The organism is Thermanaerovibrio acidaminovorans DSM 6589 (genome assembly GCF_000024905.1).
Classification (GTDB): Bacteria; Synergistota; Synergistia; order Synergistales; family Synergistaceae; genus Thermanaerovibrio; species Thermanaerovibrio acidaminovorans.
The window spans coordinates 1729952-1753427 of record NC_013522.1; the positions used below are offsets into that span (position 1 = coordinate 1729952).

The 23476-nt window shown below is 66.7% G+C and carries 22 protein-coding genes; 4 read left to right on the plus strand and 18 right to left on the minus strand.

What is annotated here, in order from left to right; translation table 11 throughout:
• Positions 1–149: 149 nt before the first annotated feature.
• The 12 genes from recA to TACI_RS08655 form a co-directional block, all read right to left on the minus strand.
• A complete protein-coding gene (recA, locus tag TACI_RS08600; RefSeq protein WP_012870381.1) occupies positions 150–1283 on the minus strand; it encodes a recombinase RecA in 1134 nt (377 codons plus the stop codon).
• 28 nt (positions 1284–1311) lie between these two features.
• Positions 1312–1890: an RNA 2',3'-cyclic phosphodiesterase gene (gene thpR / locus TACI_RS08605; RefSeq protein WP_012870382.1), complete on the minus strand. Its 579-nt coding sequence runs from the start codon at positions 1888–1890 to the stop codon at positions 1312–1314.
• Positions 1887–2375 (minus strand): CinA family protein, encoded by a 489-nt coding sequence (locus TACI_RS08610; RefSeq protein ID WP_012870383.1) that lies wholly within the window; start codon positions 2373–2375, stop codon positions 1887–1889. The genes thpR and TACI_RS08610 overlap by 4 nt, the downstream gene beginning before the upstream one ends.
• Positions 2376–2387: 12 nt before the next feature.
• Positions 2388–2852: a phosphatidylglycerophosphatase A family protein gene (locus tag TACI_RS08615; protein ID WP_242601105.1), complete on the minus strand. Its 465-nt coding sequence runs from the start codon at positions 2850–2852 to the stop codon at positions 2388–2390.
• Positions 2853–2869: 17 nt separating this feature from the next.
• Positions 2870–4153: a MiaB/RimO family radical SAM methylthiotransferase gene (locus TACI_RS08620; RefSeq protein ID WP_012870385.1), complete on the minus strand. Its 1284-nt coding sequence runs from the start codon at positions 4151–4153 to the stop codon at positions 2870–2872.
• A 37-nt stretch (positions 4154–4190) separates the two neighbouring features.
• Positions 4191–5114: a helix-turn-helix domain-containing protein gene (locus tag TACI_RS08625; protein WP_164925249.1), complete on the minus strand. Its 924-nt coding sequence runs from the start codon at positions 5112–5114 to the stop codon at positions 4191–4193.
• A 6-nt stretch (positions 5115–5120) separates the two neighbouring features.
• The gene (gene rpe, locus TACI_RS08630; RefSeq protein ID WP_012870387.1) at positions 5121–5819 is read right to left on the minus strand and encodes a ribulose-phosphate 3-epimerase; all 699 of its coding nucleotides are present in this window, start codon (positions 5817–5819) and stop codon (positions 5121–5123) included.
• Complete coding sequence (locus tag TACI_RS08635) at positions 5798–6901, minus strand: PASTA domain-containing protein (protein ID WP_012870388.1); 1104 nt, start codon at positions 6899–6901, stop codon at positions 5798–5800. Before TACI_RS08635 ends, rpe begins: the two co-directional genes overlap by 22 nt.
• Before the next feature lie 13 nt (positions 6902–6914).
• Complete coding sequence (locus tag TACI_RS08640) at positions 6915–8207, minus strand: RsmB/NOP family class I SAM-dependent RNA methyltransferase (protein ID WP_012870389.1); 1293 nt, start codon at positions 8205–8207, stop codon at positions 6915–6917.
• Positions 8208–8377: 170 nt separating this feature from the next.
• On the minus strand, positions 8378–9073 hold the full coding sequence (locus TACI_RS08645; RefSeq protein ID WP_012870390.1) for a zinc metallopeptidase: 696 nt from the start codon (positions 9071–9073) through the stop codon (positions 8378–8380).
• 126 nt (positions 9074–9199) lie between these two features.
• Positions 9200–10339: a DegT/DnrJ/EryC1/StrS family aminotransferase gene (locus tag TACI_RS08650; RefSeq protein ID WP_012870391.1), complete on the minus strand. Its 1140-nt coding sequence runs from the start codon at positions 10337–10339 to the stop codon at positions 9200–9202.
• A gap of 84 nt (positions 10340–10423) precedes the next feature.
• A complete protein-coding gene (locus TACI_RS08655; protein WP_012870392.1) occupies positions 10424–11101 on the minus strand; it encodes a GntR family transcriptional regulator in 678 nt (225 codons plus the stop codon).
• Positions 11102–11210: 109 nt separating this feature from the next.
• On the opposite strand from TACI_RS08655, the gene TACI_RS08660 reads away from it, so the two are divergent.
• A complete protein-coding gene (locus tag TACI_RS08660) occupies positions 11211–12419 on the plus strand; it encodes an aminotransferase-like domain-containing protein (protein ID WP_423218567.1) in 1209 nt (402 codons plus the stop codon).
• Here the strand turns inward: TACI_RS08660 and TACI_RS08665 are convergent.
• Genes TACI_RS08665 through TACI_RS08690 form a run of 6 tightly spaced genes read right to left on the minus strand, consistent with a single transcriptional unit; the run spans position 12338 to position 19499 of the window.
• Positions 12338–13093, minus strand: coding sequence for a citrate lyase holo-[acyl-carrier protein] synthase (locus TACI_RS08665; RefSeq protein ID WP_012870394.1), 756 nt, complete (start codon positions 13091–13093; stop codon positions 12338–12340). The genes TACI_RS08660 and TACI_RS08665 overlap by 82 nt on opposite strands.
• Positions 13090–14397, minus strand: a complete 1308-nt coding sequence (locus TACI_RS08670) for an aminotransferase-like domain-containing protein (protein ID WP_012870395.1) — start codon at positions 14395–14397, stop codon at positions 13090–13092. The genes TACI_RS08665 and TACI_RS08670 overlap by 4 nt, the downstream gene beginning before the upstream one ends.
• On the minus strand, positions 14397–15440 hold the full coding sequence (gene citC / locus TACI_RS08675; RefSeq protein ID WP_012870396.1) for a [citrate (pro-3S)-lyase] ligase: 1044 nt from the start codon (positions 15438–15440) through the stop codon (positions 14397–14399). The genes TACI_RS08670 and citC overlap by 1 nt, the downstream gene beginning before the upstream one ends.
• Positions 15437–16885, minus strand: a complete 1449-nt coding sequence (locus TACI_RS08680; protein WP_012870397.1) for a long-chain-fatty-acid--CoA ligase — start codon at positions 16883–16885, stop codon at positions 15437–15439. Before TACI_RS08680 ends, citC begins: the two co-directional genes overlap by 4 nt.
• Before the next feature lie 52 nt (positions 16886–16937).
• Positions 16938–18125 (minus strand): M20 metallopeptidase family protein, encoded by a 1188-nt coding sequence (locus TACI_RS08685; protein ID WP_164925251.1) that lies wholly within the window; start codon positions 18123–18125, stop codon positions 16938–16940.
• A 36-nt stretch (positions 18126–18161) separates the two neighbouring features.
• Positions 18162–19499 carry a hypothetical protein gene (locus tag TACI_RS08690; protein WP_012870399.1) on the minus strand — a complete coding sequence of 446 codons (1338 nt, stop codon included), beginning with the start codon at positions 19497–19499 and terminating at the stop codon, positions 18162–18164.
• A 109-nt stretch (positions 19500–19608) separates the two neighbouring features.
• Here TACI_RS08690 and asnS point away from each other — a divergent pair, with 109 nt between their 5' ends.
• Genes asnS through TACI_RS08705 form a run of 3 tightly spaced genes read left to right on the plus strand, consistent with a single transcriptional unit; the run spans position 19609 to position 23475 of the window.
• Positions 19609–20916, plus strand: a complete 1308-nt coding sequence (gene asnS, locus TACI_RS08695; RefSeq protein WP_012870400.1) for an asparagine--tRNA ligase — start codon at positions 19609–19611, stop codon at positions 20914–20916.
• Entirely contained in the window at positions 20883–22649 is a 1767-nt protein-coding gene (locus TACI_RS08700) for a PEP/pyruvate-binding domain-containing protein (RefSeq protein WP_012870401.1), read from the plus strand. The genes asnS and TACI_RS08700 overlap by 34 nt, the downstream gene beginning before the upstream one ends.
• A gap of 34 nt (positions 22650–22683) precedes the next feature.
• Entirely contained in the window at positions 22684–23475 is a 792-nt protein-coding gene (locus TACI_RS08705) for an oxygen-binding di-iron domain-containing protein (RefSeq protein ID WP_012870402.1), read from the plus strand.
• Position 23476: the final 1 nt, after the last annotated feature.

The following is a 23476-nucleotide window of genomic DNA, read 5'->3' on the forward strand; positions in this document are numbered from 1 at the left end:
CCCGCGGGACAAGGCGTAGTGTACCCCAGAAAGCCCCGAGAGTCAACACAGACAAATAGTTTATACCCTGGGGCCGTCTGTCAGCTTAAAATCTACTAAAGCTTTCCCGACGATTCGGTTACAGTTTTATGTTAACCTAGGGGCTTATATTAGACGTCATCTCCCCCGATTTCGATGTCCAAAATTCCCTCGGAGCCCTCAACGGGGACCTCCATCATCCCCATGGGGCCCGACTCCTCTTCCTTATCGGCCCCCTGGGCCGGATCCCCAAGGCCCGGCACCACCAGCTTCAACACCTCCTGGGTTATCTCCTCCATCAACTCCGGATGCTCCATCAGGTGTTGGGCGGTCCCCTCCTTGCCCTGCGCCAGGGTCTCCCCCTTGTACGCCAGCCAGGACCCCTTCCGCTTCACCACCTCGTAGTCCAGCGCCATGTCCAACACCGCCATGGCCCTGGGAACACCCTTGCCGTATATGAGGGTGGCGTGGGCGGACCTGAAGGGGGGCGCCTGCTTGTTCTTCACCACCTTCATCCACAGCTCGTGACCTATGGTCTCCTCCCCCTGGCTCACCGCCTTGCCCCGCTTCACCTCCACCCGCACCGAACTGTAGAACTTGAGGGCCCTACCGCCCGTGGTGGTCTCCTGGGGACCCTGGCCGTAACCGGTGCTTATCTGGGCCCTGAGCTGGTTGATGAACACCACCGTGGTCTTGCTCTTCGATATGGCGGCGGTGAGACGCCTCAACGCGTAGGACATGAGCCGGGCCTGAAGACCCACCTGGCTCCCCTCCCCCATCTTGCCATCTATCTCCGCCTGGGGGGTCAACGCCGCCACCGAGTCCACCACTATTATGTCCACCGCACCGCTACGGACCAGGGTGTCCAGTATGTAGAGCGCCTGCTCCCCGCTGTCCGGCTGCGAAAGGTAGAGGGACTCTATGTCCACCCCCAGCGCGGAGGCCAGCCGGGGATCCAGCGCGTGCTCCGCATCTATGAAGGCCGCCACTCCCCCCGCCTTCTGGGCCTCCGCCACCGCATGAAGGGCTATGGTGGTCTTCCCCGTCCCCTCGGGACCGAATATCTCCACTATCCGCCCCCGGGGCAGACCACCTATCCCCAGCGCCACGTCCAAAGGAAGGATCCCGGTGGGGATCACCTCCACCTGCCCCAGCGCCCGGTCCCCGAGCCTCATTATGGCCCCTTCGCCGAACTTGGACCTTATCTCGTCTATGGCCTGCTCCAACACGTCCTCCCTGGTCAGGGCCTCCCTGCGCTTGGCCATCCCTCATACCTCCCCGAATAGATATCCATCAACAACCCCCGAACCTGAGACCCACAAGGGGGTAACGCCTAAACGGCACGTACCTGGGCCCCCCGGGACCAAGGTGGCTCTCCATGAGCACCACCTCGCAGACCGAGAAGGCACACACCTTGTCCCCCTCGAAGGAGACCTCCCAGAGGCCCGCCTCATCCAAGGCCTCCCCGAGCGCCTCCCCATCCCTCACCCGCCCCACCGTCATGTGGGGCACGAACCTCTCCCCACCGCCGCCCGGGGCGCACCGGGCCACCCGCTCCGCAAAGCTGGACAGCACGTCCAGCTCCCCCCCAAGACCCACCCAGATGGCCCTAGGGGACCTGACGGAGGGGAAGGCCCCCATCCCGCCAAGGGACAGGTTAATCGGGGGGTACGAGTCCGCCACGTCCCTCAACCGGTGCCCAAAGGACTCCGCCTCGGACCTTGGGACCTCCCCAAGGAAGAGGAGCGTAACGTGCATCAGCTCCTCCCGGACCCACTTGACGGACCGGAAGGCCCTCCGGAAGGGCTCCAACCGGGAGGAGACCAGGCACCGGACCCCCATGGGAGGGACCAGACAGGCGAAGCACCTCACGACAGCGCCTCCATCAGCCCCTTAAGGGCGTGCTCCACCGACGCCATCTGCACCTGACGCCGGTCCCCCTGGAACCTCATCACCTCACACCGGGCATCACCGTCCACCGCAAAGCAGAACCAGACGGTCCCCACCGGCTTGGCGACGCTGCCCCCCGTGGGTCCCGCCACGCCGGTGACGGAGACGGAACACCGGGCGCCGAAGGCCCGGGCACAACCCAGGGCCATCTCCAGTGCGCACTCCCCGCTCACCGCCCCGAACTCCACCAGGGTCCCGGGCGAAACCCCCAGAAGGGCCTCCTTGGCCTGGTTGGCGTAGGCCACCACACCCCCCAGGAACGAGTCCGAGGAGCCCCCGTTGGCGGTGATCGAGGCGGACAAAAGCCCACCGGTGCAGGACTCCGCCACCGCCAGCGTCAGACCCCGGCCCCTAAGGACCCCCAGCAACTCCCCCCCCAGGGCCACGATACGGTCCCAGTGGCTCAAATCCACACCCCCTCAGGAGAAGAAGGCATATAGGGCCGCCAGGCCCCCCTTGAAGAGCATGAACTGGGCGAGCCTCACGATGAGGTTCACCATGATGCCCCCCACCAGGTCGTCCGCCATGATCCCCACCCCGCCGGGCAGGGCCTCGAACCGCCGGATGGGGAAGGGCTTCAAGATGTCCACGATCCGAAAGAGCAACAGGGTGCCTAAGGCCATCTCCATGGGGAGGCCGTACTGGGCCACCCAATAGCCCGCCACCTCGTCCACCACCACCTCCGGCGGGTCCTCCACCCGGACCCGTCTGGAGTAGCGGTGCGCCGCCGCGGTCCCCAGCGATATGACCCCCACCAGCGCCCAGGTTGGGACCCCACCCATCAGCAACACCAAAACGAAGGCCCCCACGGCCCCCACGGTCCCAGGAGCCCACCGGGAGTTGCCAAAGCCGAAGAAGGTGGCCACCATCCCGTACCACGTCATGAAAGCCTCCCTGTCCCTCAAAGATCCTCCACCCCCGTGACCCTTCCGATGAAATCGTGCTCCAGCGCCTCCTCCAGCAGGACCCGGTAGAAGCCCCCCACCCGAAGGCCTTCTCCCTCCGGGATCAGGATCGAACCGTCCACCTCCGGCGCCTCCCGGTAGGACCGGCCAACCCATTGTCCGTCCTCCACCGCCTCCAGAAGCACCCGCACCTCCCGGCCCTCCATGAGCCTCTGACGGTCCAGCGAAACCTCCGCCGCCCTGGCCATCAGCCGGTCCAGCCTGCTCCGGGCGGTCCTGCCGGACACCCGGCGGGGAAGCTGAAACGCCTGGGTCCCCTCCTCGGGGGAGAAGACGAAGGCCCCCACCCGGTCGGGACGGGCCTCCTCCAGGAACCGGATCAGCGCATCGAAGTCCTCCCGCCCCTCCCCAGGGTAACCCACCATCAGGGTGGTCCTCATGGCGAAGAGGGGGTCCACCTGCCGGGCCTCCAGGAAGGGACGCACCGCATCCTCATACCCCATGGCACGACCCATGGAGGCCAGCACCCGGTCGGAGGCGTGCTGGACCGGCACGTCCAGGTAGCTGGCCACCACGTCCGAGGAGGCCACCCGCTCGACCAGCTCCCGGGTCACCCTGGTTGGATGCAGGTACAGCAAGCGCAGCACCCCGTGTCCCCGCACCGTGGCCTCCATCTGGTCCAGAAGCTCCATCAGGTCCGTCCCCAGGTCCTCCCCGTAACGGGTCAGGTCCTGGGCCACCAGGCATATCTCCCGGGCACCCTGCTCAAGCAGCAGCTCCGCCTCCCGGACCAGATGAGCCACCGGAAGGCTCCGAAGATCCCCCCTTATGAGGGGGATGGCACAGTAGGCGCAACGGTTCGAGCACCCCTCCGCCACCTTCAGGTACCGGACCACCTCGGATCCGCCCAGGGGACGCCGGGGACCCTCCGACGCTCCCCCCAGAAACTCCCCCAGCTCCCGGTAGCACTCGGTCCGGCCCAGGAAGTCCACCTGGAGCTCCCGCCTCAGCTCCTCCTCGTAGCGGTTCACCAGACACCCGACCACCGCCAGGGACCCGATGAGCCCCCGACGCCTCAGCTCCTCCGCCTCCAGGATGGCGTCCAGGTTCTCCTTCACGGCGCTCATCAGGAACCCGCAGGTGTTGATTATGCAGAGATCCGCCCCCTGGGGCTCGTGAACCTGCACGTAACCCCGCTCCAGCGCCACCCCCAGGAAACGCTCCCCGTCAACCCGGTTCTTGGCGCACCCCAAACTCAGCACGTAGACCTTCTTATCCACCTTACACCCCTTCGATACGCGGAAAACCCAGGACCCCTCAGCGGGGCCGCTTGGTGCCTATGGTGCCGTCGGGCAACACGTAGTACGTCCTGGGTATCCCCTTGGGCCCCGCGGGGGACAGCTCCGCACTCGATGTCTTGAGCGACGCGGAGCCCGCGTTGCCAAGCCTGACCCTAAGCCCCTTCGGGGACTCGAAGGACATCTCCTGGCCATCCTTAAGCGTCCCCTGGAAGACCACCGCGTTGTTCGCCAGGTCCGTCACCTTGACCCAACAGACCCCAATGGCCCGGACCGTCACCCCCGGGGCGCCCCGCCGCTCCTCCGCCTCCTTGGGCTCCTTGGGGGCCCCCCCATCCATCCAGGACAGGTCCATGGATGCCTCCCCGGACACCGGCTCACCGCTGACCGCACCGGACACGGCCCCCTGTCCCGGCTGGTCCGGCGAGACCTCCACCACCAGGTCCTCCGATGCGGGGACCTGGGCCTGATCCTGGGGGCCCTCCAGGGTGGGCTCCGCCGGCTTGGTTATCACCGACTCCATCATCCGGGCCTTGAAGTCCTGCCACTGCTGGAAGAGCAGGTAGGAGGCGAAGGCCACCGCCCCCACCAGGACGGCGTACAGCCACCACCGGGACGACCGGCGGAAGGCGGTCCTGGGAGGCGCGTAGCTGCCCAGCACCTCATCCTGGTCCCCCCGGAGCAACTCGTCGAACCTGGGCCACAGGTCCGGCGCCTTAAGGTACTCGCAGTAGTTTCTGACGAAGCCCCGGGCGTAGGCCATCCCGGGGATCCGCTGGACCTCCCCGGACTCGATGGCCTCCAGGAAGGCCCGCCGTATCTTGGTGTCCCTCTCCACGTCCTCCAGGGAGAGCCCCTGGCCCTCCCTCATTGCCCTCAGCGCCCCCCCAAGGGACGCCAAGCTCTCCCGCCTAACCTGGTCTCCGTCAGGAACGCTGTTCAACCTTCATCATCTCCCCAGCTTGGATAGGATACCCGTGGCCGCCCGGTGAGGGTCCGCCTGGCCAAAGACCGCACTGCCCGCCACCACCACGTCGCACCCCGCCCGGCAGACCTCCGCGCAGTTCTCCTCCCCGAGGCCCCCGTCCATCTCGATGAGGAACCCAAGCCCCCTCGCCTCCCGATACCTAGCCAGGGCCACGGTCTTCTCCAGCGTCTCCGGGATGAACCTCTGCCCCCCGAAGCCTGGGTTGACCGACATGACCAGCACCAGGTCCACCATATGCAACACCGGGTAGACCCACTCCACCGGGGTGGCGGGGTTCAGCGACACCCCCGCCATGACCCCCAGGTCCCTCATGGACCCGATGAGCCGGTGCAGGTGCCGGGCGGCCTCCACGTGCACGCACAGAAGGTCCGCCCCGGCGGAGGCGAAGTCCGACACCATCCGGTCCGGCTCCTCCACCATCAGGTGCACGTCCAGGAAGGCGTGGGGGAACCGGCCCCTCAGGGCCCTGACGAACCCGGGCCCGAAGGTCAGGTTGGGGACGAAGTGACCGTCCATCACGTCCACATGGAGCCAGTCGAAGGCCCCCCGGAGGGACTCCACCGAGCCCCCCACGTCCATCATGTCCGCGGAGAGGAGCGACGGGGCAAGCAACGACCTGCCCAGGGCCCTCACCTGGTCTACTGATACCGATCTTGCCATACGAACTCCCCTCCGAGATATATGGCCACCCGGGCCTCCCCCTTGAAGGGGGCGTCCACGGATATGTACTCCCCGCCCTTCACCTGGGCCTCCTTGATCACCCGGGACCCCTCCTGGTCCACCAGCTCGATCTTGAGGAGCATCCCCTGGGTCAGGGGGGGGACCTGGTAGCGGATCTTGGCCAACTTGACCGGACCGGAGGGCCTGGAGGCCTCGGGCCTCGTGGGCTCGGGCTTCACCACCTGCTCCGGCGCCCTGGGGGCCACCGGAGGCTTGGGAGACTCCTTGGGGGCCTCCTTGGGAACCTCCTTCTGGTTATCGGTCCCGGCGGGGACCTCGACCACCCCCGGCTCCTGGACCTGCCCCCCGCCGCTACCCTGGGCGGAGACCCTAAGGGACACGCTGCTGCCCGGCGGCACCTTGGCCCCCACCCGGGGAGCGTGGGACACCACCACCCCTTCCGGGAACGCCTGGGTCTTGACCCGGGCCGCCACCGCCGCCTTCAACCCCATCTGGGAAAGCATCAGCATCGCCTGGTCCACCGGCTGGCCCACCAGGTCCGGGATCTCCACCAGGTCCTCCCCGTCCCTCCCATGGCTCACCAGGAGGCTCACCGACGCGGTGGTGGGCACGTTGGCCGGCGCCGAGGGGTTCTGGGCTATCACCTTCCCCGCGGGGGTCACCGGGTCCTTAACCTTGAGCACCTCCGACACCGACAGCCCCAGCTCCGAGAGACGCTTCACCGCCTCCCCCATCTCCAGGCCCCTCACGTCCGGCACGGGAACCACCCGGCCCCCACGGCTGGCCTTGAGGATCACCACCTTGCCCCGCTCCACCGACTCCCCCGGGTCCGGCCACTGGGAGATCACCACCCCCTGAGGCTGGGAGGAGTCCACCTCGTCAACCTTGGCCAGCATGCCAAGCTCCTTCAGCCTGGCCACCGCATCGGTCACCTGAAGGCCTATCAGCGACGGCACCTGGACCTCCGGCCGCTCGAAGAACACCAGCTTCAACGCCATGTAGGCGGAGCCCACTATCACCAAAAGGGACAGAACCACCCCTAACTTGAAGAAACGGCCCATGAACACCCCTCCGCTATCCTCGCCGGTAGAGAACCGCACAGTAGAACCCGTCCACCCAGGGCAGCCCGGGCCATATGTAGGTGCCGAAAGGACGACCCCGCACGAAAAGCCTGCCCTCCGCCCCTATAGGCTCCTCCACCACCTGGGGGTTCCGGGAGAGAACATCCCCCACCACCCGCTCGTTCTCCTCCCGGAAGAGGCTGCAGGTGGAGTATATGACCCGGCCACCCTTGGGAATCAGCCCGCAGGCCCGCTCCAGGAGCCTCACCTGCAGGGACGAGAGAGCCTCCAGGTCCTCCGGGGCAACCCGCCACTTTCCCTCCGGGTGCCTCCCCCAGGTGCCGCTGCCGCTGCAGGGGGCGTCCAGCATCACCAGCGAGGGCTCCGATAGGGGCTCCAGCTCCAGCGCATCGCCGCACCTCACCACCCCACGGCCCCCAAGGGACCTCCTCTCCAGGTCCCCCTGGGCCGCCCGGGTCCTGCCAAAGGACTTGTCCCAGCACTCCAACTCCACGTCCTTAAGCAGCGTGAGTAGCGCCGCCCCCTTGAGTCCACGGCCGGAGCACATGTCCAGCACCGGTCCGCCCCTCCACAGGGCGGAGGCCCACTTCACGATCCACATGGAGGACTCGGACATGGGGGTCAGCGTCCCGTCACCGTAGCCCGGCACCTCCGGCGGGAAGCCGTAGGAGCAGGTGCGGATGGAGCAATCCAGCCCCCCCTCCCAGGATCGGATCCCGCCGCGCCCCATGGCCTCCAGAGCGCTGGCCCGGCGGGAGGGATCCACGAAGAACGACGTATACCGCCGCATACCCAAAAGGCGCACCAGCTCCCGGGCCCGCTGGGTCCCCATCTGGTCCCTGAACAGGTTCGCCGCCCAGGCGGGCAGCCCATGGTAGAGCGCCAGGTCCCTCATGTCCGAGCTCCTGGACAGCCTCTCCAGGAACTGGGCCCCCTCCCGCTCGATCCGCTTGAGCACCGCCACCAGGATGGGCACCTGGTCCTCCGCCCCCTCCGCCTTCAGACACTGGCTCAGCCCCCCGTAGAGGGGGCCCGGGCGGAAGTTGCGAAGCTCCATCAGCGCCGCGGCTCCTATGATCAGCCCATCCCGGGTCACCGGCTTCAACTCCTTGAAGGGCCTTTTGAGCCGCCTCTCCACCATATTCCGCCAAAGGCTCCGGCGCCTCAACGCCCCGTAGACCAGCAGGGACGCCAACCGCCGGTCCTCGGGGGACATGCCCTCCGAAACGATCCTCAGGGCCTCGGAGGCGAACGCCCCCTTGGCCACCTCCTTCCAAACCCGCAAGGAAGCCTCTATTCCCCTCACGATATCAACACCCGCACGTTCCCATCTCCTCCACGGGGGTCAGACCCCCATATGTTGAACCTCACCCATGTCAAAGTCCGGACCAAAAAACAGGCCCGCGGGGAGCGAACCCCACGAGCCTAATGATAACCCAACTTCCCCAAAGGGGCCTAATCGTCCCGTCCCCCGATGACCCCCCGCAGAAGGAACAGCCTAAAGAGCTGGGACAGGGCCATCACCGTGGCGGCCACGTAGGTCCACGCCGCCGCGTCCAGCACCGCCTTGGCCCCCCTTATCTCGTCCGGCGCCAGGTACCCGGTGTCCGCCAGGAGCCGCAACGCCCGGCGGGAGGCGTCGAACTCCACCGGCAACGTAACCAGATGGAACCCAACCACCCCAAGGAAGAACAGGATCCCCAGGTCCATCATCACCCCGGACCTGAAGAGGAACCCGATGAAGAACAGGGGCAACGCCGCCATGGACCCTATGTTCACCACCGGAACTATGGAGTTCCTGATCCTGAGGGGGGAGTACCCCTCCAGGTCCTGCACCGCATGACCCACCTCGTGGGCCGCCACGCCTATGGCGGCTATGCTGTAGTTGCCCCACACGCTGTCCGAGAGCCGGAGCACCTTCGACCTGGGATCGTAATGGTCCGACAGGTTCCCGGGCACCCGCTCCACCGGCACCCTGAGGCCGAACATGGACAGCAACCGCTCCGCCACCATCTCCGCGGTGACCCCCTTCCGGGCCCAAACGGCGGAGTAGCGGGCGTAGGTGGACTGCACCCGCATCTGGGCCCACATCCCCAACGCAACGGCGGGGATCAGTATCAAGAACGTGGGATCGAACATGGGATAGAACACCGTAAGTCACCTCCTCGATCTATTCACACGGGCCTTCCCCTCCAGGACGCCATGATACACGAGGAGGGGCGATCCCCTCCTCGGTAGTGTAGCCTATCTTAGCCAAAAGAGCAAGATTGGTCAGGATCAGCGGCGGTAGAAATCCGCCATGGCGGCCACCACCGCCTCCTGCTCCTCCGGGGTGAGCTCCGGGAACATGGGCAACGCCAGCACCTCCCGGGTCAGCATCTCGCTCACCGGGAAGTCCCCCTCCTTGTAGCCCAGGTAGCGGAAGCAGGGCTGCAGGTGCAACGACAGGGGATAGTAGACCCGGGTGGTGATCCCCCGCTCCGCCAGGAAGGACTGGAGGGCGTCCCGGTCCTTGGCCCTCACCACGTACTGGTGGAACACGTGCCGGTTCCCCTCCGCCTCCACCGGCGGGGTGACCCACTCCAGCAGGTCCTTGGCGGCGAAGAGCATCCGGTACCTCTCCGCTATGGCCCGCCGCTCCTCGTTCCACTCCTCCGCGTGCCTCAGCCTAACCCGAAGGATCGCCGCCTGGATCTCGTCCAGCCGGCTGTTGAGCCCCACCTCGTCGTGGAAGTAGGTGGAGGTGGAGCCGTGGACCCGAAGGGACCTGAGCCTGCCCGCCAGCCCCTCGTCACCGGTGGCCACCAGGCCCCCGTCCCCGTAGCACCCCAGGTTCTTGGTGGGGAAGAAGGAGAAGCAGGATATGTCCCCCACCGCCCCTCCCCGGAGCAGCTCCCCGTCAACCCGCCTCACCGCCCCGAAGGACTGGGCGCAGTCCTCGATCAGGCTTATGCCCCGCTCCTTCAGGGGGCCTCGGATCTGCTCCAGGGGGCACATCTGGCCGAAGATGTGCACCGGGAGCACCGCCTTGGTCTTGTCGGTGACCGCGTCCATCACCATGTCCATCCTCATGTTGTAGGTGTCGGGCTCCACGTCCACGTAGACCGCCCGGGCACCCAGACGGGATATGCAGCTGGTGCTGGCGAAGAAGGTAAACGGGGTGGTTATAACCTCGTCCCCGGGGCCAACCCCGATGGCCATCAACGCCAAAAGCAACGCGTCGCTGCCGGAGGCGCACCCTATGGCGTGATCCACCCCAAGGTACGAGGCGAACTCCCCCTCGAAGGCCTTCACCTCCGGTCCAAGGATGAAGTGCTGACCCTCCAGGACCCCCTCCAGCGCCCGGAGGACCTCCCACTTCACCCGCTGATAGTTCCTCTTTAGATCGAACGACGGTATGGAAGACAACCCGATCATTCCCCTTCTCCAAAAAGATTTGACCCACCGGGTCATTTTAGTTATCCCCGGCGGGTCGCGCAACGTGGCCTTTTTAACTTTTAACTATCTCCCCCCCGTCTCCCCGGAGAAGAGGCTCCCCTTGGACAGGCGGATGTGGTTCCTCATCCTCTCCACCGCCAGCTCCTCGTCCCGGGCCTTCAGGGCCTCGATTATGGACCGGTGCTCCCCCACGCTGGGGTTGCTCTCCACTATGTAGAAGGGATCGTAGAAGACTATGTAGACGTTGGTCCTGGCCAAGATGTTCTCCACGTACTCCTTCAGCACCCGGTTCCCCGCCGCATCGGTGATTATCCGGTGAAACGCCTCGTTCACCTCCAGGTACCTCTCCAGGTTCCGCTCCTCGAAGGCCCGCTCCTCCTCCAGGATGCACTCCTCAAGACGCCTCATGTGCCGGTCCGTCACCCGGGGACAGGCAAGCCGGATGGCCAGACACTCCAGCTCCTCCCTGACCACGTAGGCGTCCTCCATCTCCTTCCGGCTGGGGGACGCCACCCGGGCCCCGCTGTTGGGAATTATGAGCACCAAACCCTCGCTGGCCAGGCGACGCAACGCCTCCCTCACCGGTGTCCTGCTCACCTTGAGCCTACTGGCTATGGCCACCTCGGGCAGACGGGTCCCGGAGGTTATCCGCTTGGTTATTATCTCCCTGCGCAGAGTAGAATAGACATAGTCCGCCGAGGTGGTGTACAGTGTAGCCTGATGGGTCAACGACTCTTCCATGGGCGCCCCTCCTAAAGGGGATTTCTAAATATAAACTATATTTGACATTGTAGCGCTTTTCTCTCCCGTACACAAGACCCGCCCGGGATCCCAAATTAAACGATTGGAGGTGTTACCCTTGATCCATCCGGAGGAACTGGCAAATAGCTTCCCGATCCACAGTTCCCCCCTGGTGGAGTACATCCGCCTGGGCCTGGAGAACCGGGCCCTGCCGCTCACTTCCGGGCAGCCATCCCTGGACGCCATGGACGTGGACCTGATCTCCCGGTGCTCCGCCCGGGGCATCGCGGAGAATCCGAGGGCCCTGCTCTACGGCAGCAACCGGGGCCTGGGGGCCCTTAGGCAACAGGTGCTCGCCTGGCAGGCGTCCCTAGGCATAGCCCCCCGGGAGGCCACGGAGGCCCACATCATGATGACCCTGGGGTCCCAGTACGGCTTCCACCTCCTCTGCCAGGCGATGCTCCAAGGGGGGGACCCGGTGGCCTTCGACGCCCCCTGCTACCCGGACACCTGGTGCACCCTCCTGAGACACCGGGCCAGGCTGGTCCCCATCCCGGTGGACCAGGACGGCATGGACCTGGACAGGCTGGAGGAACACCTGAGGACCAAGGGGCCCGTCAAGATGGTCTACACCATCCTCAACCACCAGAACCCCTCAGGCTGCTCCATGAGCCCCCAGCGCCAGGCCCGACTCATGGACCTGGCCGATAGGTACCGCTTCCTGGTGGCGGTGGACGACCCCTACCGGCTCCTCGACCTGGACCCGGTGGACCGGAACTGCCGGGCGGAGATTCCCCAGCTGGGCTTCGAGACCGGACTGGTGGTCTACCTGGGCTCCTTCTCCAAGATCCTCTCCCCCGGGATCCGGCTGGGCTGGCTCATGGGCCACCCAAGCCTGGTGGAGGGATTGGCGAAGCTCCAGGAGATGACCATGATATCCCTCCCCGCCGCGGACTCCGCCTTGGCCCTCCAGTTCCTCAAGGAGGGCCACATGGGACCCCAGCTGGAAAGGGTCCGATCCTTCCTCCGGGTCCGCCGGCAGGCCCTGGCGGAGGGGCTATCGTCCCAGGGCCTCACCTTCCACTCCCCCAAGGGAGGGTGCTTCCTCAACCTGCCGGTGGAGGGCGCATCGGAGGTGGCCCTCAGGCTCGTAAAGGACAAGAAGGTGGCCACCGTGCCCGAACGGGCCTTCTGGCCCAACGTGGAGGGGGCCAGGGACTCCTTCCTCCGGCTCTCCTACTCCTGGTGCTCCCCGGAGGAGCTCACGGAGGCGGCGGAGCGCATCGGCGAGACCCTGCGGGAGATGGACCGGGCATGAACCTGCGGCTCCTGGTCCTGATCCTCTCGATCGGTAGCGTCACCGCCTACGGATACGCCCTGGGGGGCCTCATGGCCTACGTGGTCTCCGGCAGGCCCAACTGGCCCTACATGATCTGGGGTCTGGCGGGGGGGACGATGTGCGCCCTGCTGGCCCTGCGGCTCTGGAGGATCTACATCAAGGACCTGACCTCTCAGCCCCCAGAGGGCCAGGGCCCTACGCCTTAACGTACCCGGGTGGTGCCTGGCCGCCACGGCGCACTCCTTGGCGGGACGGTTACACACCAGACACCGCCTCTCCGGTAGCCCCACCTGGCCCCTCTTGAGGGACCTCAAGGGGTCCGAGCCGGCGAACACGTCCAGGTCCAGGAGCCTCCCGAAGGGGAGGGCCTCCTCCAGGGCGGCGCAACGGGCCTTCACCTCCAACGGGTCCGCCTCCGCCGCCACCAGCACCTGGGCCCCCAGGGAGTCCACCCCCGCCCACAGCTCCCGGTGACCGATCCCCCTGAGGGCCTCACCAACCGCCCACCGGAGGACCTTGAGGTCCCCGGGCAGCCTCTTGGGCCAGCCGGGGACGTTGAGCCCCCCGTGAACCAGCGCCCAGGGCCCCGCGAAGCCCTTCCTTAGACGTAGCCGCCCCTCCCGGGCGGCCAGGACCGCCTCAAGGGGCCTCACGACAGACGCTCCACCAGGCCCCTCAGCTCCCCCGCCGCCCGCCGCAGCTCCTCCGGCGGGGCGGAGAGGACAGACAGCCGCACCCCCATCACCCGCTCCCCCCGGGGGGAGAACCGGGACCCGGGTGAGACCCGAAGCCCAAGCCTCAGCGCCTCCCTGGCGAACTCATCCCCATCCACCGACAGGTCAAGCCAGGCGAAGATGCCCCCCTCGGGCATCTGGATCCCCAATGGGGAGCAGAGGGCCTCCATCCTGCAACGCACCGCCCCCCGGTTGGCCTCCAGGATGGGCTCCACCTCCCAGGAGTCCATTAGGCCCAGGGCTATCCGCTGGGACAGGAGGGGTGCGGGGCCGAACAGGGGCTCCTTTACCCTGAGCACCGCCTCCGCCGCCCACCCAGGACATACGAGGTAGCCCAGCTTCATGGGCAGGAACAGCCCCTTGGAGAGGGAGCCCACGTAGAGCACCTGGTCTGAGCCCTCCATGGCCTTGAGGGCCGGGACGCTCTCGGGGCCGTACCGCAGCTCCCCGTAGGTGTCGTCCTCCAGGACCTTGAACCCCTGGCGGTGGCTCATCTCCAGCACCGCCCGCCTCTCCGGGGCCTTCATGGTCCGGCCGGTTGGGTTATGGAAGCTGGGCACCAGGTAGACCCCGTCCTCCACCCCCGCCCCTGCCAGGTCCTCCACCCGGGCGAAGGGGACCACATGAAGCCCCAGAAGGCCCGCCTGGACGAAGGCGTAGGGGTATGTGAGACGCTCCACCCACAGGCGCCTCACCCCCGCCTCCTTCAGGGCCCAGAGGCAGAGGGATAGCCCCTCCCTGCCACCGGAGGTGACCACCACGTCCCCCTCCCGGGAGGCGATCCCCCGCCGGGCGGAGTACCTGGAAAGGGATGCCCTCAGCCCCCACAGGCCCGCCACGTCCCCATCGCTGGGGGCCTGGTCCCCAAGGGCCCAGCGGACCGCCCGCCCCATGGGGTGCCGGAGCACCAGCTCCCCCATGGGCTCGTCGGAGCCCAGGTCCAGCACCTCCTCGCAACCCCGCCGCTGGGGGGAGGAGCGGGACAGGGGGGCCACGAAGACCCCCCTCCTGGGGGACAGGCACAGAAGACCCTCCGCCTCCAGCTCGCAGTAGGCCTCCTCCACGGTGCTCCTGCTCACCGAGAGCCCCTGGGCCATCTGCCGGTAGGAGGGCAACCGCTCCCCCGGCGGCAGGGCACCGGATAGAATGAGCCGCCTCAGGTGCCCGCTCAGCTGCCGGTGAAGGGGCACCTGGGACGTCCGATCCAGGGGCACCTCCAGCATCAGTGGCCCCCCTTGGAGGACAGGACCCGCTCCCTCAGCCTGTCCCAGTTGTCCATGATGTACCGGTAGCTGGTGGGGGGGAGCAACGCCTCCAGGCCCCTCGGGTCCCCCTCCGCCATGGCCCGCCGGACCAGGGAGGCGGACACCGCCGATCCACCCTCCTCCAGCCGGGGGACCTCCACCACCTGGACCCCGAAACGGGGGAGCACCTCCCTCATGGCCTGGTTGTAAAGGCCGGTGACGGGACAGTAGGGCTCGGTCCCCACGAAACGGCTCCGGATCCGGAGGGCGGGGACGAAGATCCGGCCGAAGAGGTCCAGGTCCAGCCTGGTCTGGATCCGGATAACCTCCTCCATGGAGGGGTCCCGGAGGAAGTAGGTGGGGAAGGTGGCGGAGGACACCGCGTAGTCCCCCCCGTCCACCACCGTGACGTTCCCAAGGTCCTCCAGCCCGAGCCGGACCATCCGGATCCGGTCCTCGAAGGGGAAGGAGGATCTGTCGGACCGGACCACCACCACGAACAGGTGCTCCGACGCGGACGAGGCCCGCTCCGCCAGGTACCGATGTCCCCGGGTGAAGGGGTTGGCGTTCATCACGATGGCGGAGGACTCCTCCACCCCCACCCTCAGCCTAAGCTCCTCCAGTCCCCTTCGAAAGTCCTCCGCGTTGGGACGCCCCATCTCCAGGAGCACCGCACCGGGGGAGGAGCCTATCTGGCAGAATCCCAGGGACTCGAACTTGTCCGCCTCGGACGGCTTGGTGTAAACGAAGAAGTGCCCCATCCCCCGGGGGCGGGCCCACTCCAGGAGCCGGGACACCGCCTGGGCGGAGAGGCCCATGGAGCGGTACTCCGGGTCCACCGCCACCATCTTTATGACCTGACCGTCCAGGGACGCGGTGGCCGCCGGACGGCGGTTCATCCGGAGAAGCACCGTCACGTCCGCCCCCTCGAACCGCAGCCCCTCGGCGTAGAGGAGGGAAAGGACCTCCTCCGGCACCCCGCTGGCGGGATCCAGGAACTCCGTTTCCACCCCGAAGCTCATGGGCCCTTCAGCTCCTTCTTGATGACCTCCCCTATGCTGGAGCGGGGGAAGTGGTCCACCACCTCCAGCTGACGGGGGACCTTGTAGTGGGGGAGCCTCTCCCGGCAGAACTCGGCGATCTCCCTCAGGGTCGGGACTTCCCCGTTCCGGGGGACCACGAAGGCCTTAACCGCCTGGCCGCTCAAGGGGTTGGGGACCCCCACCACCGCCGCCTCCCGGACCTTGGGGTGCTCCATGAGCACCGCCTCCACCTCCCGGGGATAGACGTTGAAGCCCCCGACTATTATCAGGTCCCCCACCCGGGACTCCAGCGTAACGTAACCGTCCTGGTCAACCCGCACCAGGTCCTCGGTGTCGAACCAGCCGTCCACGAACCTGCGCCGGTTAAGGGCCTGGTCCCCAAAGTAGCCTCCGAAGACCGATGGCCCCTTGACGAACAGCCGGCCCGTCTCCCCCGGGCTGGCCTCGGTGCCATCCTCCCGAAGGACCCGGTACTGGACGCCCCGGAGGAAGGTGCCCACCGTGCCGGGCCGGCGACGGGCCACCGAGGGGTTGACGGTCAGCACCGGCGACGTCTCCGTGAGGCCGTAGCCCTCCAGGACCGGCACCCCCAGGACCCGCTGGCACCGCTCGTCCAGCCGCCGGGGAAGCCGGTCCCCGCCGGATATGATCACCCTTAGCCCATTGGGAACCGCCCCCTTCCGGGCGAAGGCCCCCACCAGCATGGAGATCATGATGGGAACCGCCGGCAGGACCGTCACCCCCCCCTTCCGCATGGCGTCCATGGTACCCTCGGGGGGCATGAAGGAGGACACCATCACCTGGGGGAAGCCGAAGAGCAGGGGCAGCAGCCCGCAGACGGTGAACCCCAGGGCGTGATAGTTGGGCAACGCGTTGAGGAACACGTCGTCCTCCTCCAGGTCCTCCACGTGCTCCACGCAGGCCTGGGCGTTGTGAAACAGGTTCCCGTGGGTCAGGGGCACCAGCTTGGGCTTGCCGGTGGTGCCCGAGGTGGCGAATATCACCGCCAGGTCCGGGTCGGTGACGCCGCATCGTCGCCCGGCGAACTCCGGGATCCCCCCATTGTGCTCCAATGTCACCACCGGAACCGACCGGTAGCCCACCCGGGAGTCCCCGGAGTCCACCAGGGCGAACAGGTCCAAACCATCCAGCGTCTCCTGATCCAGCCCCTTCCAGTTCAGGGGCACCACCGTGCCCCCCGCCATCCAGGCCGCCAGGGACAGGGCCAGGAGGCTCGGCCCGTTGGGAAGGCACAGCCCAAGTCGCATGCCCTCCCCGAAGCCGCTGGCCTTCAGGGCCCCGTAACACTCCTCCGCTAAGCCCCAAAGGGCCTCCCGGGACCACCAGGCCCCCTGCCACCAAAGGCAGTGTTCCCCGCTCCCCCTGGACAGCCTCTCCAGGATCGCATCGTCAAGTCTACGCACGTCCCATCCTCCAGCGTGTCAGTTATCGTAGAACCCCGCCCGAGCCTCCATCTCAGAGGCTGAGGGCCACGTAAGCCTCCCAGGCGGTCATGAGGGGCATCAGCTCCTCCGGAACGTCGTACCTGGGGTGGTGGAGGCTACACTCCATCCCGGTGCCAAGCAACATCAGGCACGAGGGCACCTCCATGGAGTAGAAGGAGAAGTCCTCCCCGGAGAGGAGGGGCAACTCCATCTGGTGGAGCCCATCGGGGCCGAAGAACCGCCCCGCCGCGTCCATCACCCGGTCCACCAGGTCCGGGTCGTTGTAGACCGACGGGTAGTTCTTGGCGTACTCCACCGACGCGGAGGCCCTGTAGGCCCGGGCCATGGCGGGCACCATCTCCTCCAGCCGGGCCTTCAGCCGGTCCCGCACCTCCAAATCGAAGGCCCGAAGGGTGCCCCAAAGGTGGGCCTCGTCGGGGATCACGTTGTAGGCATAGCCCGCCTCCATCTGGCCAAAGGAGATCACCGCCACCTTAAGCGGATCCATCTCCCGGGAGATCAGGCTCTGGATACCCAGCACCACGTGGGAGGCCACCACAATGGGGTCCACCGCGTCATGGGGGGCCGCCGCATGGCCCCCCACCCCCCGGATCTCCAGGTGGATCCGGTCCGACAGGGCGGTCATGACCCCCTTGCGGGTCATCAGATGCCCGTACTCCAGGTGAGGCCACATGAGGACCCCCAGCACGAAACCCACGTTGAAACGCTTAAGCAGACCACCCTCAACCAGGGCCCTGGCGCCCCCCCGCCCCTCCTCGGCGGGCTGGAAGAGGAGCACCACCGGCCGCTTCAGCTCCCCCGCCCTCCGGGAGAGCACCATGGCGCACCCCAGCAGGGAGGCCATGTGGGCATCGTGCCCGCAGGCGTGCATCACCCCGGGCATGCAGGACGAGAACGGAAGGCCCGTCTCCTCCTCCAAAGGAAGGGCGTCCATCTCGGACCGGATAACCAGGGCGGGGGCGTCCAGATCCCCCCGGATAACCCCCACCACCGACGTGGGGCTACCGATCCCCCGAACCACCTGGACCCCCTCCATGGACGAGAGGGCCTGGACCACCCGGCTCGCGGTTATGTTCTCCTCGAAGGCCAGCTCCGGGAACTGATGGAGCTCCCGACGCCAGCCTATGATGAGCTCCGAAAGGCTCTGGGCCTCAGCCAGCAACTGGGGCCCCAAGGAGCCCATGTCATCCTCCCTCATCTAACCCCCCCTAAAAAGGAAACCGCCGGGGCCCGGTCAGGACAGCCATCGGCGGACCCGCCCCACGCAGCTCCAAAGCTCCAGCCTCAAGGACGAACAGATCCCCTTGCCGAGGCTCCAGCCGTCCATCCCCTCCACTCCACCCTTGGGATACTCCACCTGCCAGGCCCCCTCCCTATCCCTGGCCCTCGTAAAGCCCGACCAGGGGCTCCGGATACCGAGGGCCACATCCCCCTTGTTCAGGAGCGGCCCGTCCTCCAGGGCCCTCACCACCCGGCTCTCCATGGCCCCCTCCCCGTCGAAGGGGACCGAGTCGTAGGGGAGCAACGATAGGGCCTTCATGACCCCTCCCCGGGACAGGATGGAGCGGCCCATCAGCATGGCCCCTCCCCCGTCGGCCAGCACCGGCCTGGATAGGAAGGCCCTGGCCAGGGACTCGCAAAGCCCCCGGTTATCCAGCAATTCTAACAGACCCAGGTGGGCCGGGCCATGAGGCACCAGCAGCAGGTCGAACCGGTCCGGCAGGGCCCCACCCTCCACCGGCACGGGCACCAGGGAGCAGCCCATGGCGGACAGCAGGGCCTCCGCGTTCCCCGATGAGAGCGACAGGGAGTGGTGTTTCAGCACCGCCACCATGGGACGGGAGGACAGCTCCTGGGGCATCTCCGCCTCCCTCCACTTGGGCTCCTGGGTGGCCAGGGCGCCGAAGGCGGGCCAGAGAAGCTGGTGCTCCATGGACTGGAGCCGGGCGGACAGGGTCTTGAGCCCCACCGCCAGGGACGGCACCGGGGAGGAGCAGAGCTGGTCCATGGGGGGCATCTCCCGGAGGAAGTCCCTGGGGAGGTAGCCCAGGCTCATCACTGGACACCGCCTGCCCAGCTCCCGGTCCAGCAACTGGTACTCCCTCGGGTTGGGGACCCCCACGAACATGAAGGATACCACCCTCCCCTTGGGCAACGCCTCGAAGACCTTGGCGGACCGGCCGGCGGTGACGAAGGCGGAGGTGTCACCCCCCATCACCGGCAAGATGGGGCTCTCCAGCGCGTCCACCAGGCGCAGGGTGTGGTCGTCCAACACGAACCGGTCGCCGCGCCCCATCTCCCCCAGGGGACTCAAGACCAGGCTGAGATCCGACTGCCCGGAGGCGGCCTGGAAGAGGGCCCTAAGCCGGGCCACGTTGCCCAGACAGTCCAGATCCAGGTGGTAACACCGCTGGGAGGTCAGAAGCTCCAAAAGGCGGATCACCCGCTCGTCCCGGTGGGACGAGAAGAGCCGTATCCGGTAGCCCCGCTGCTTCAGCGCCGCCGCCAAGATGACCCCCACGGGAACGTATCCGGTGCGCTCCTCCGCTATCACAAGACGAGGTATATCCATCGGTTTCCCCCAGAAAAGAAGTATGGCCCTTTGGACCCGGGCCTCCGCTAGTGTATTATACATTTATATTCCAGACCTAGTGCCAACGGCCAGACGGGAGGTATATCGTATGGAAGCCCCATGGATAAGGATTTGTGAGCTGGCCCCCCACGAGGGGAAGAGGGTCACCATAAAGGGTTGGGTCTACAACAAGCGAAGCTCCGGCAAGATCCACTTCCTCCAGGTGAGGGACGGATCCGGGTTCATCCAGGCGGTGATGGAGAGGAGCTCGGTGAGCGAGGAGCTCTTCGCCGCCGCCAAGAGCCTATGGCTGGAGGCGTCGGTGGAGATAGAGGGGACGGTGCGGCGGGACGACCGGGCCCCGTCGGGGTTCGAGCTGGGGGTCACGGACCTCCGGATCGTATCCAACCCAACCCTAGAGTACCCCATATCCAAGAAGGAGCACGGGATCGACTTCCTGCTTGACCACAGGCACCTGTGGCTCCGCAGCCGCCGGCAGCGGTGCATCATGGCCATCCGGGACCGGGTTATCCTCTCCTGCAGGAACTTCCTGCACTCCAAGGGCTTCATGCTGGTGGACAGCCCCATCCTCACGGGCTCCATAGGGGAGGGGGCCGACGGGCTCTTCGAGCTGGACTACTTCGACCTGGGGAAGGCCTACCTGGCCCAGACGGGACAGCTCTACCTGGAGGCGGCGGCGGCGGCCTACGGCCGGGTCTACTGCTTCGGCCCCACCTTCCGGGCGGAGAAGTCCAAGACCCGGCGGCACCTCACCGAGTTCTGGATGATCGAGCCCGAGGCGGCCTTCTTCGAGCACCGGGACAACATGGCCCTCCAGGAGGAGATGGTGTCCCACCTGGTCAAGGAGGTGCTGGAGCACCACGAGAAGGACCTGGTATTCCTGGAGCGGGACGTGGACGCCCTGGCCAGGGCGGTGGACGGCCCCTTCCACCACATAACCTACGATGAGGCGGTGAAGCTGCTGCACAAACTGGGCAGCGACATCCCCTACGGGGACGACTTCGGCGGGGACGACGAGACCATGCTGACCCAGCAGTTCCAGCGGCCGGTGTTCGTGGAGTGCTACCCCAAGAAGGTGAAGGCCTTCTACATGAAACAGCACCCGGAGAGGGAGGACCTGGTGCTCTGCGACGACCTGCTAGCCCCGGAGGGCTACGGGGAGATCATCGGCGGCTCCCAGAGGGAGGACGACCTGGACCTGCTGCTCTCCAGCATAAGGGCCCACAACCTGCCGGAGGAGTCCTACTCCTGGTACCTGGACATCCGGCGCTACGGCTCCTTCCCCCACAGCGGCTTCGGCATGGGGATCGAGCGGGCGGTGGCGTGGATATGCGGCCTTAAGCACATAAGGGAGGCTATACCATGGCCCCGGACGATCTACCGCTTGAACCCCTAGAGGGATTTCACCGGTCCGACTTCGTCCGGTTCGACCCGGAGGAGTCCTACCGGGACCGGGGGGAGCTGATAGGGGACGGCCGGTGCGGGGGCAAGGCCAAGGGGCTAGCCTTCGCCCGGGCGGCGGTGGAGGCCTCAACCCTGAGGGACCGGGTGGCCTTCCCCGCCTTCTCCTTCTCGGTCACCACCGAGCCCTTCTTCGACTTCGTGGAGATGAACCGGCTGGACTGGCTCTACGACGATCCCTCCGGGGCGGACCTGGACCGGCTGGCGGCGGACCTCCAGGTCCCCGCCGGCCTGGAGTGGGACCTCATGAGGATCCTGGAGAGGGCGGGGGGGCTCCCCCTGGCGGTCCGGTCCAGCTCCCTCCTGGAGGACTCCCTCTCTCTGTCCTTCGCGGGCAAGTACGAGACCTGCTTCGTGGCCTCCGGGACCCCGGACCAGCGGGGGCTGGAGGAGCTGAAGCTGTCCATGAAGCGGGTCTGGCTCTCCCTGTTCAACCCCTCCGCCCGGGCCTACCGGGCCAAACATCGGATGGGGGACCGGATGGAGGCCATGGGGGTCCTGGTCCAGCCGGTGGTGGGCCGAAGGAGGCAGGACCTCTACTACCCGGAGATATCCGGCACGGTCTTCTCCCGGGTCTTCCGCCGGCCCACCCCCCGGGTCCGCAAGGAGGACGGGGTCATGCGGATCTGCTTCGGCCTGGGGACCAGGACAGTGGAGCGGGGCAACGCCCGGGTCTTCTACCTGACCAACCCCAACCTGCGGCCCGAGGGCAACAACCCGGAGCAGGTGGCGGAGTCCAGCCAGGTGGACTTCGACTACATAGACCTGGCCAAGCGGGCGTTCCTCACCGGGTCGCTCAACCACCTGTTCCTGCCCACCATACTCCGGCACCACCGGAACGCGGGGCACTTCATCGAGAAGTACCACGACGGCATGCTGCTCTCCACCATGTCGGAGAGCGATGGCCCCGCAAGGCCCATCTTCACCTTCCACGCCCTCCCCACCAGGTTCAGGGACATGTTCGACCTGGTCCGGCGGCTCATGGGCCTCATGGAGGCCCGGATGGGGTGCCCGGTGGACATGGAGTTCACCTACGACACCGAGGATGGGATCATGCATCTGCTCCAGATGAGGCCCCTGGCCTCCTACGACGAGATGGCCCAGGTAAGGATCCCCCCCCTGGAGGGCAGAACCGTGATCCTCAAGGGGAACCGGATGGTGAGCAACGGGGAGCTCACCCAGGTGCCCTACCTGGTCTACGTGGACGCGGAGGCCTACATGTCCCACTGGGACCCCCCAAGGGCCGCCGCCGCGGTGGGGGAGATGAACCAACACCTCAATGGGCAACGCTACATCCTGGCCGGGCCCGGCCGCTGGGGAAGCACCAACCCCACCCTGGGGGTGCCAGTCTCCTACGCCCAGATATGCAACTGCTCCTGCCTGGTGGAGCTCAGCCTCCCCTCCTACGGCATGAGCCCCGACCTCTCCTACGGCACCCACTTCTTCCTGGACATGGACAGCGACGGGATCCTGTACCTCCCAGTCTTCGAGGGCCAGGACGGCAACTGCTTCAACCGCCAGTGGTTCGCCTCCTCCCCTTTTGAGACCGGGTCCCACCCGGCGGTACGGCTCTACCAGGGACCCTTCGACGTCCACATGGACGGGGACGGGGAAATAGGGTTGATAACATTGTCCCCCCCTCTAGCTAACCGGGGGGGCATAATCTAAAATACTTACGATAACTCTCAAGGGGAGATGAGCCATGAGCCTTTTCAGCACAACGTTGCTTTACGAGAGCCCCACCCACAAGTTCTTCCACCTGGGATGGGAGGAGCAGGAGGAGGAGGGGTACGTCCAGACCAACCAGTACATGATCCAGGACGGGGACGAGGTGATCCTGCTGGATCCCGGCGGGGCCCACGTGTTCCCCCGGGTGCTGGCCAACGTGGCAGAGGTGGTGGACCTATCCAAGGTGCGCCACATCTTCTACACCCACCAGGACCCGGACGTCAGCTCCGGGGTCACCCTGTGGCTCCCCATCGCCGAGAGGGCCAAGGTCTACATATCGGGCCTCTGGACCAGGTTCCTGCCTCACTTCGGCGTCTACGACCAGCGCCGGATCGTGCCCATACCCGACGGGGGCGGAACCCTCACCCTCGCATCCGGGACCCAGCTTCAGTTCATCCCCAGCCACTTCCTTCACTCCACCGGATGCTTCTCCCTCTACGACCCGGTGAGCCGGATCCTCTTCTCCGGGGACATAGGGGCCGCGGTGTTCCCCCACGGCAAGAGGTACCCGGAGGTGCGGGACTTCGACGGCCACGTGCAGTACATGGAGGGCTTCCACAAGCGCTACATGGCCTCCAACACCGCGTGCCGCAAGTGGGTGGACATGGTGTCCCGGCTGGACATCGACGTGATCGCCCCCCAGCACGGGGCGGTGATGAAGGGGGAGGCGGCCAGGCGGTTCCTCAACTGGCTAAAGGACCTGCGCTGCGGGGTGGACATAATCGACAACTTCTACAACGCCCAGGGCAAGCTCTCTGCCCGCTGAG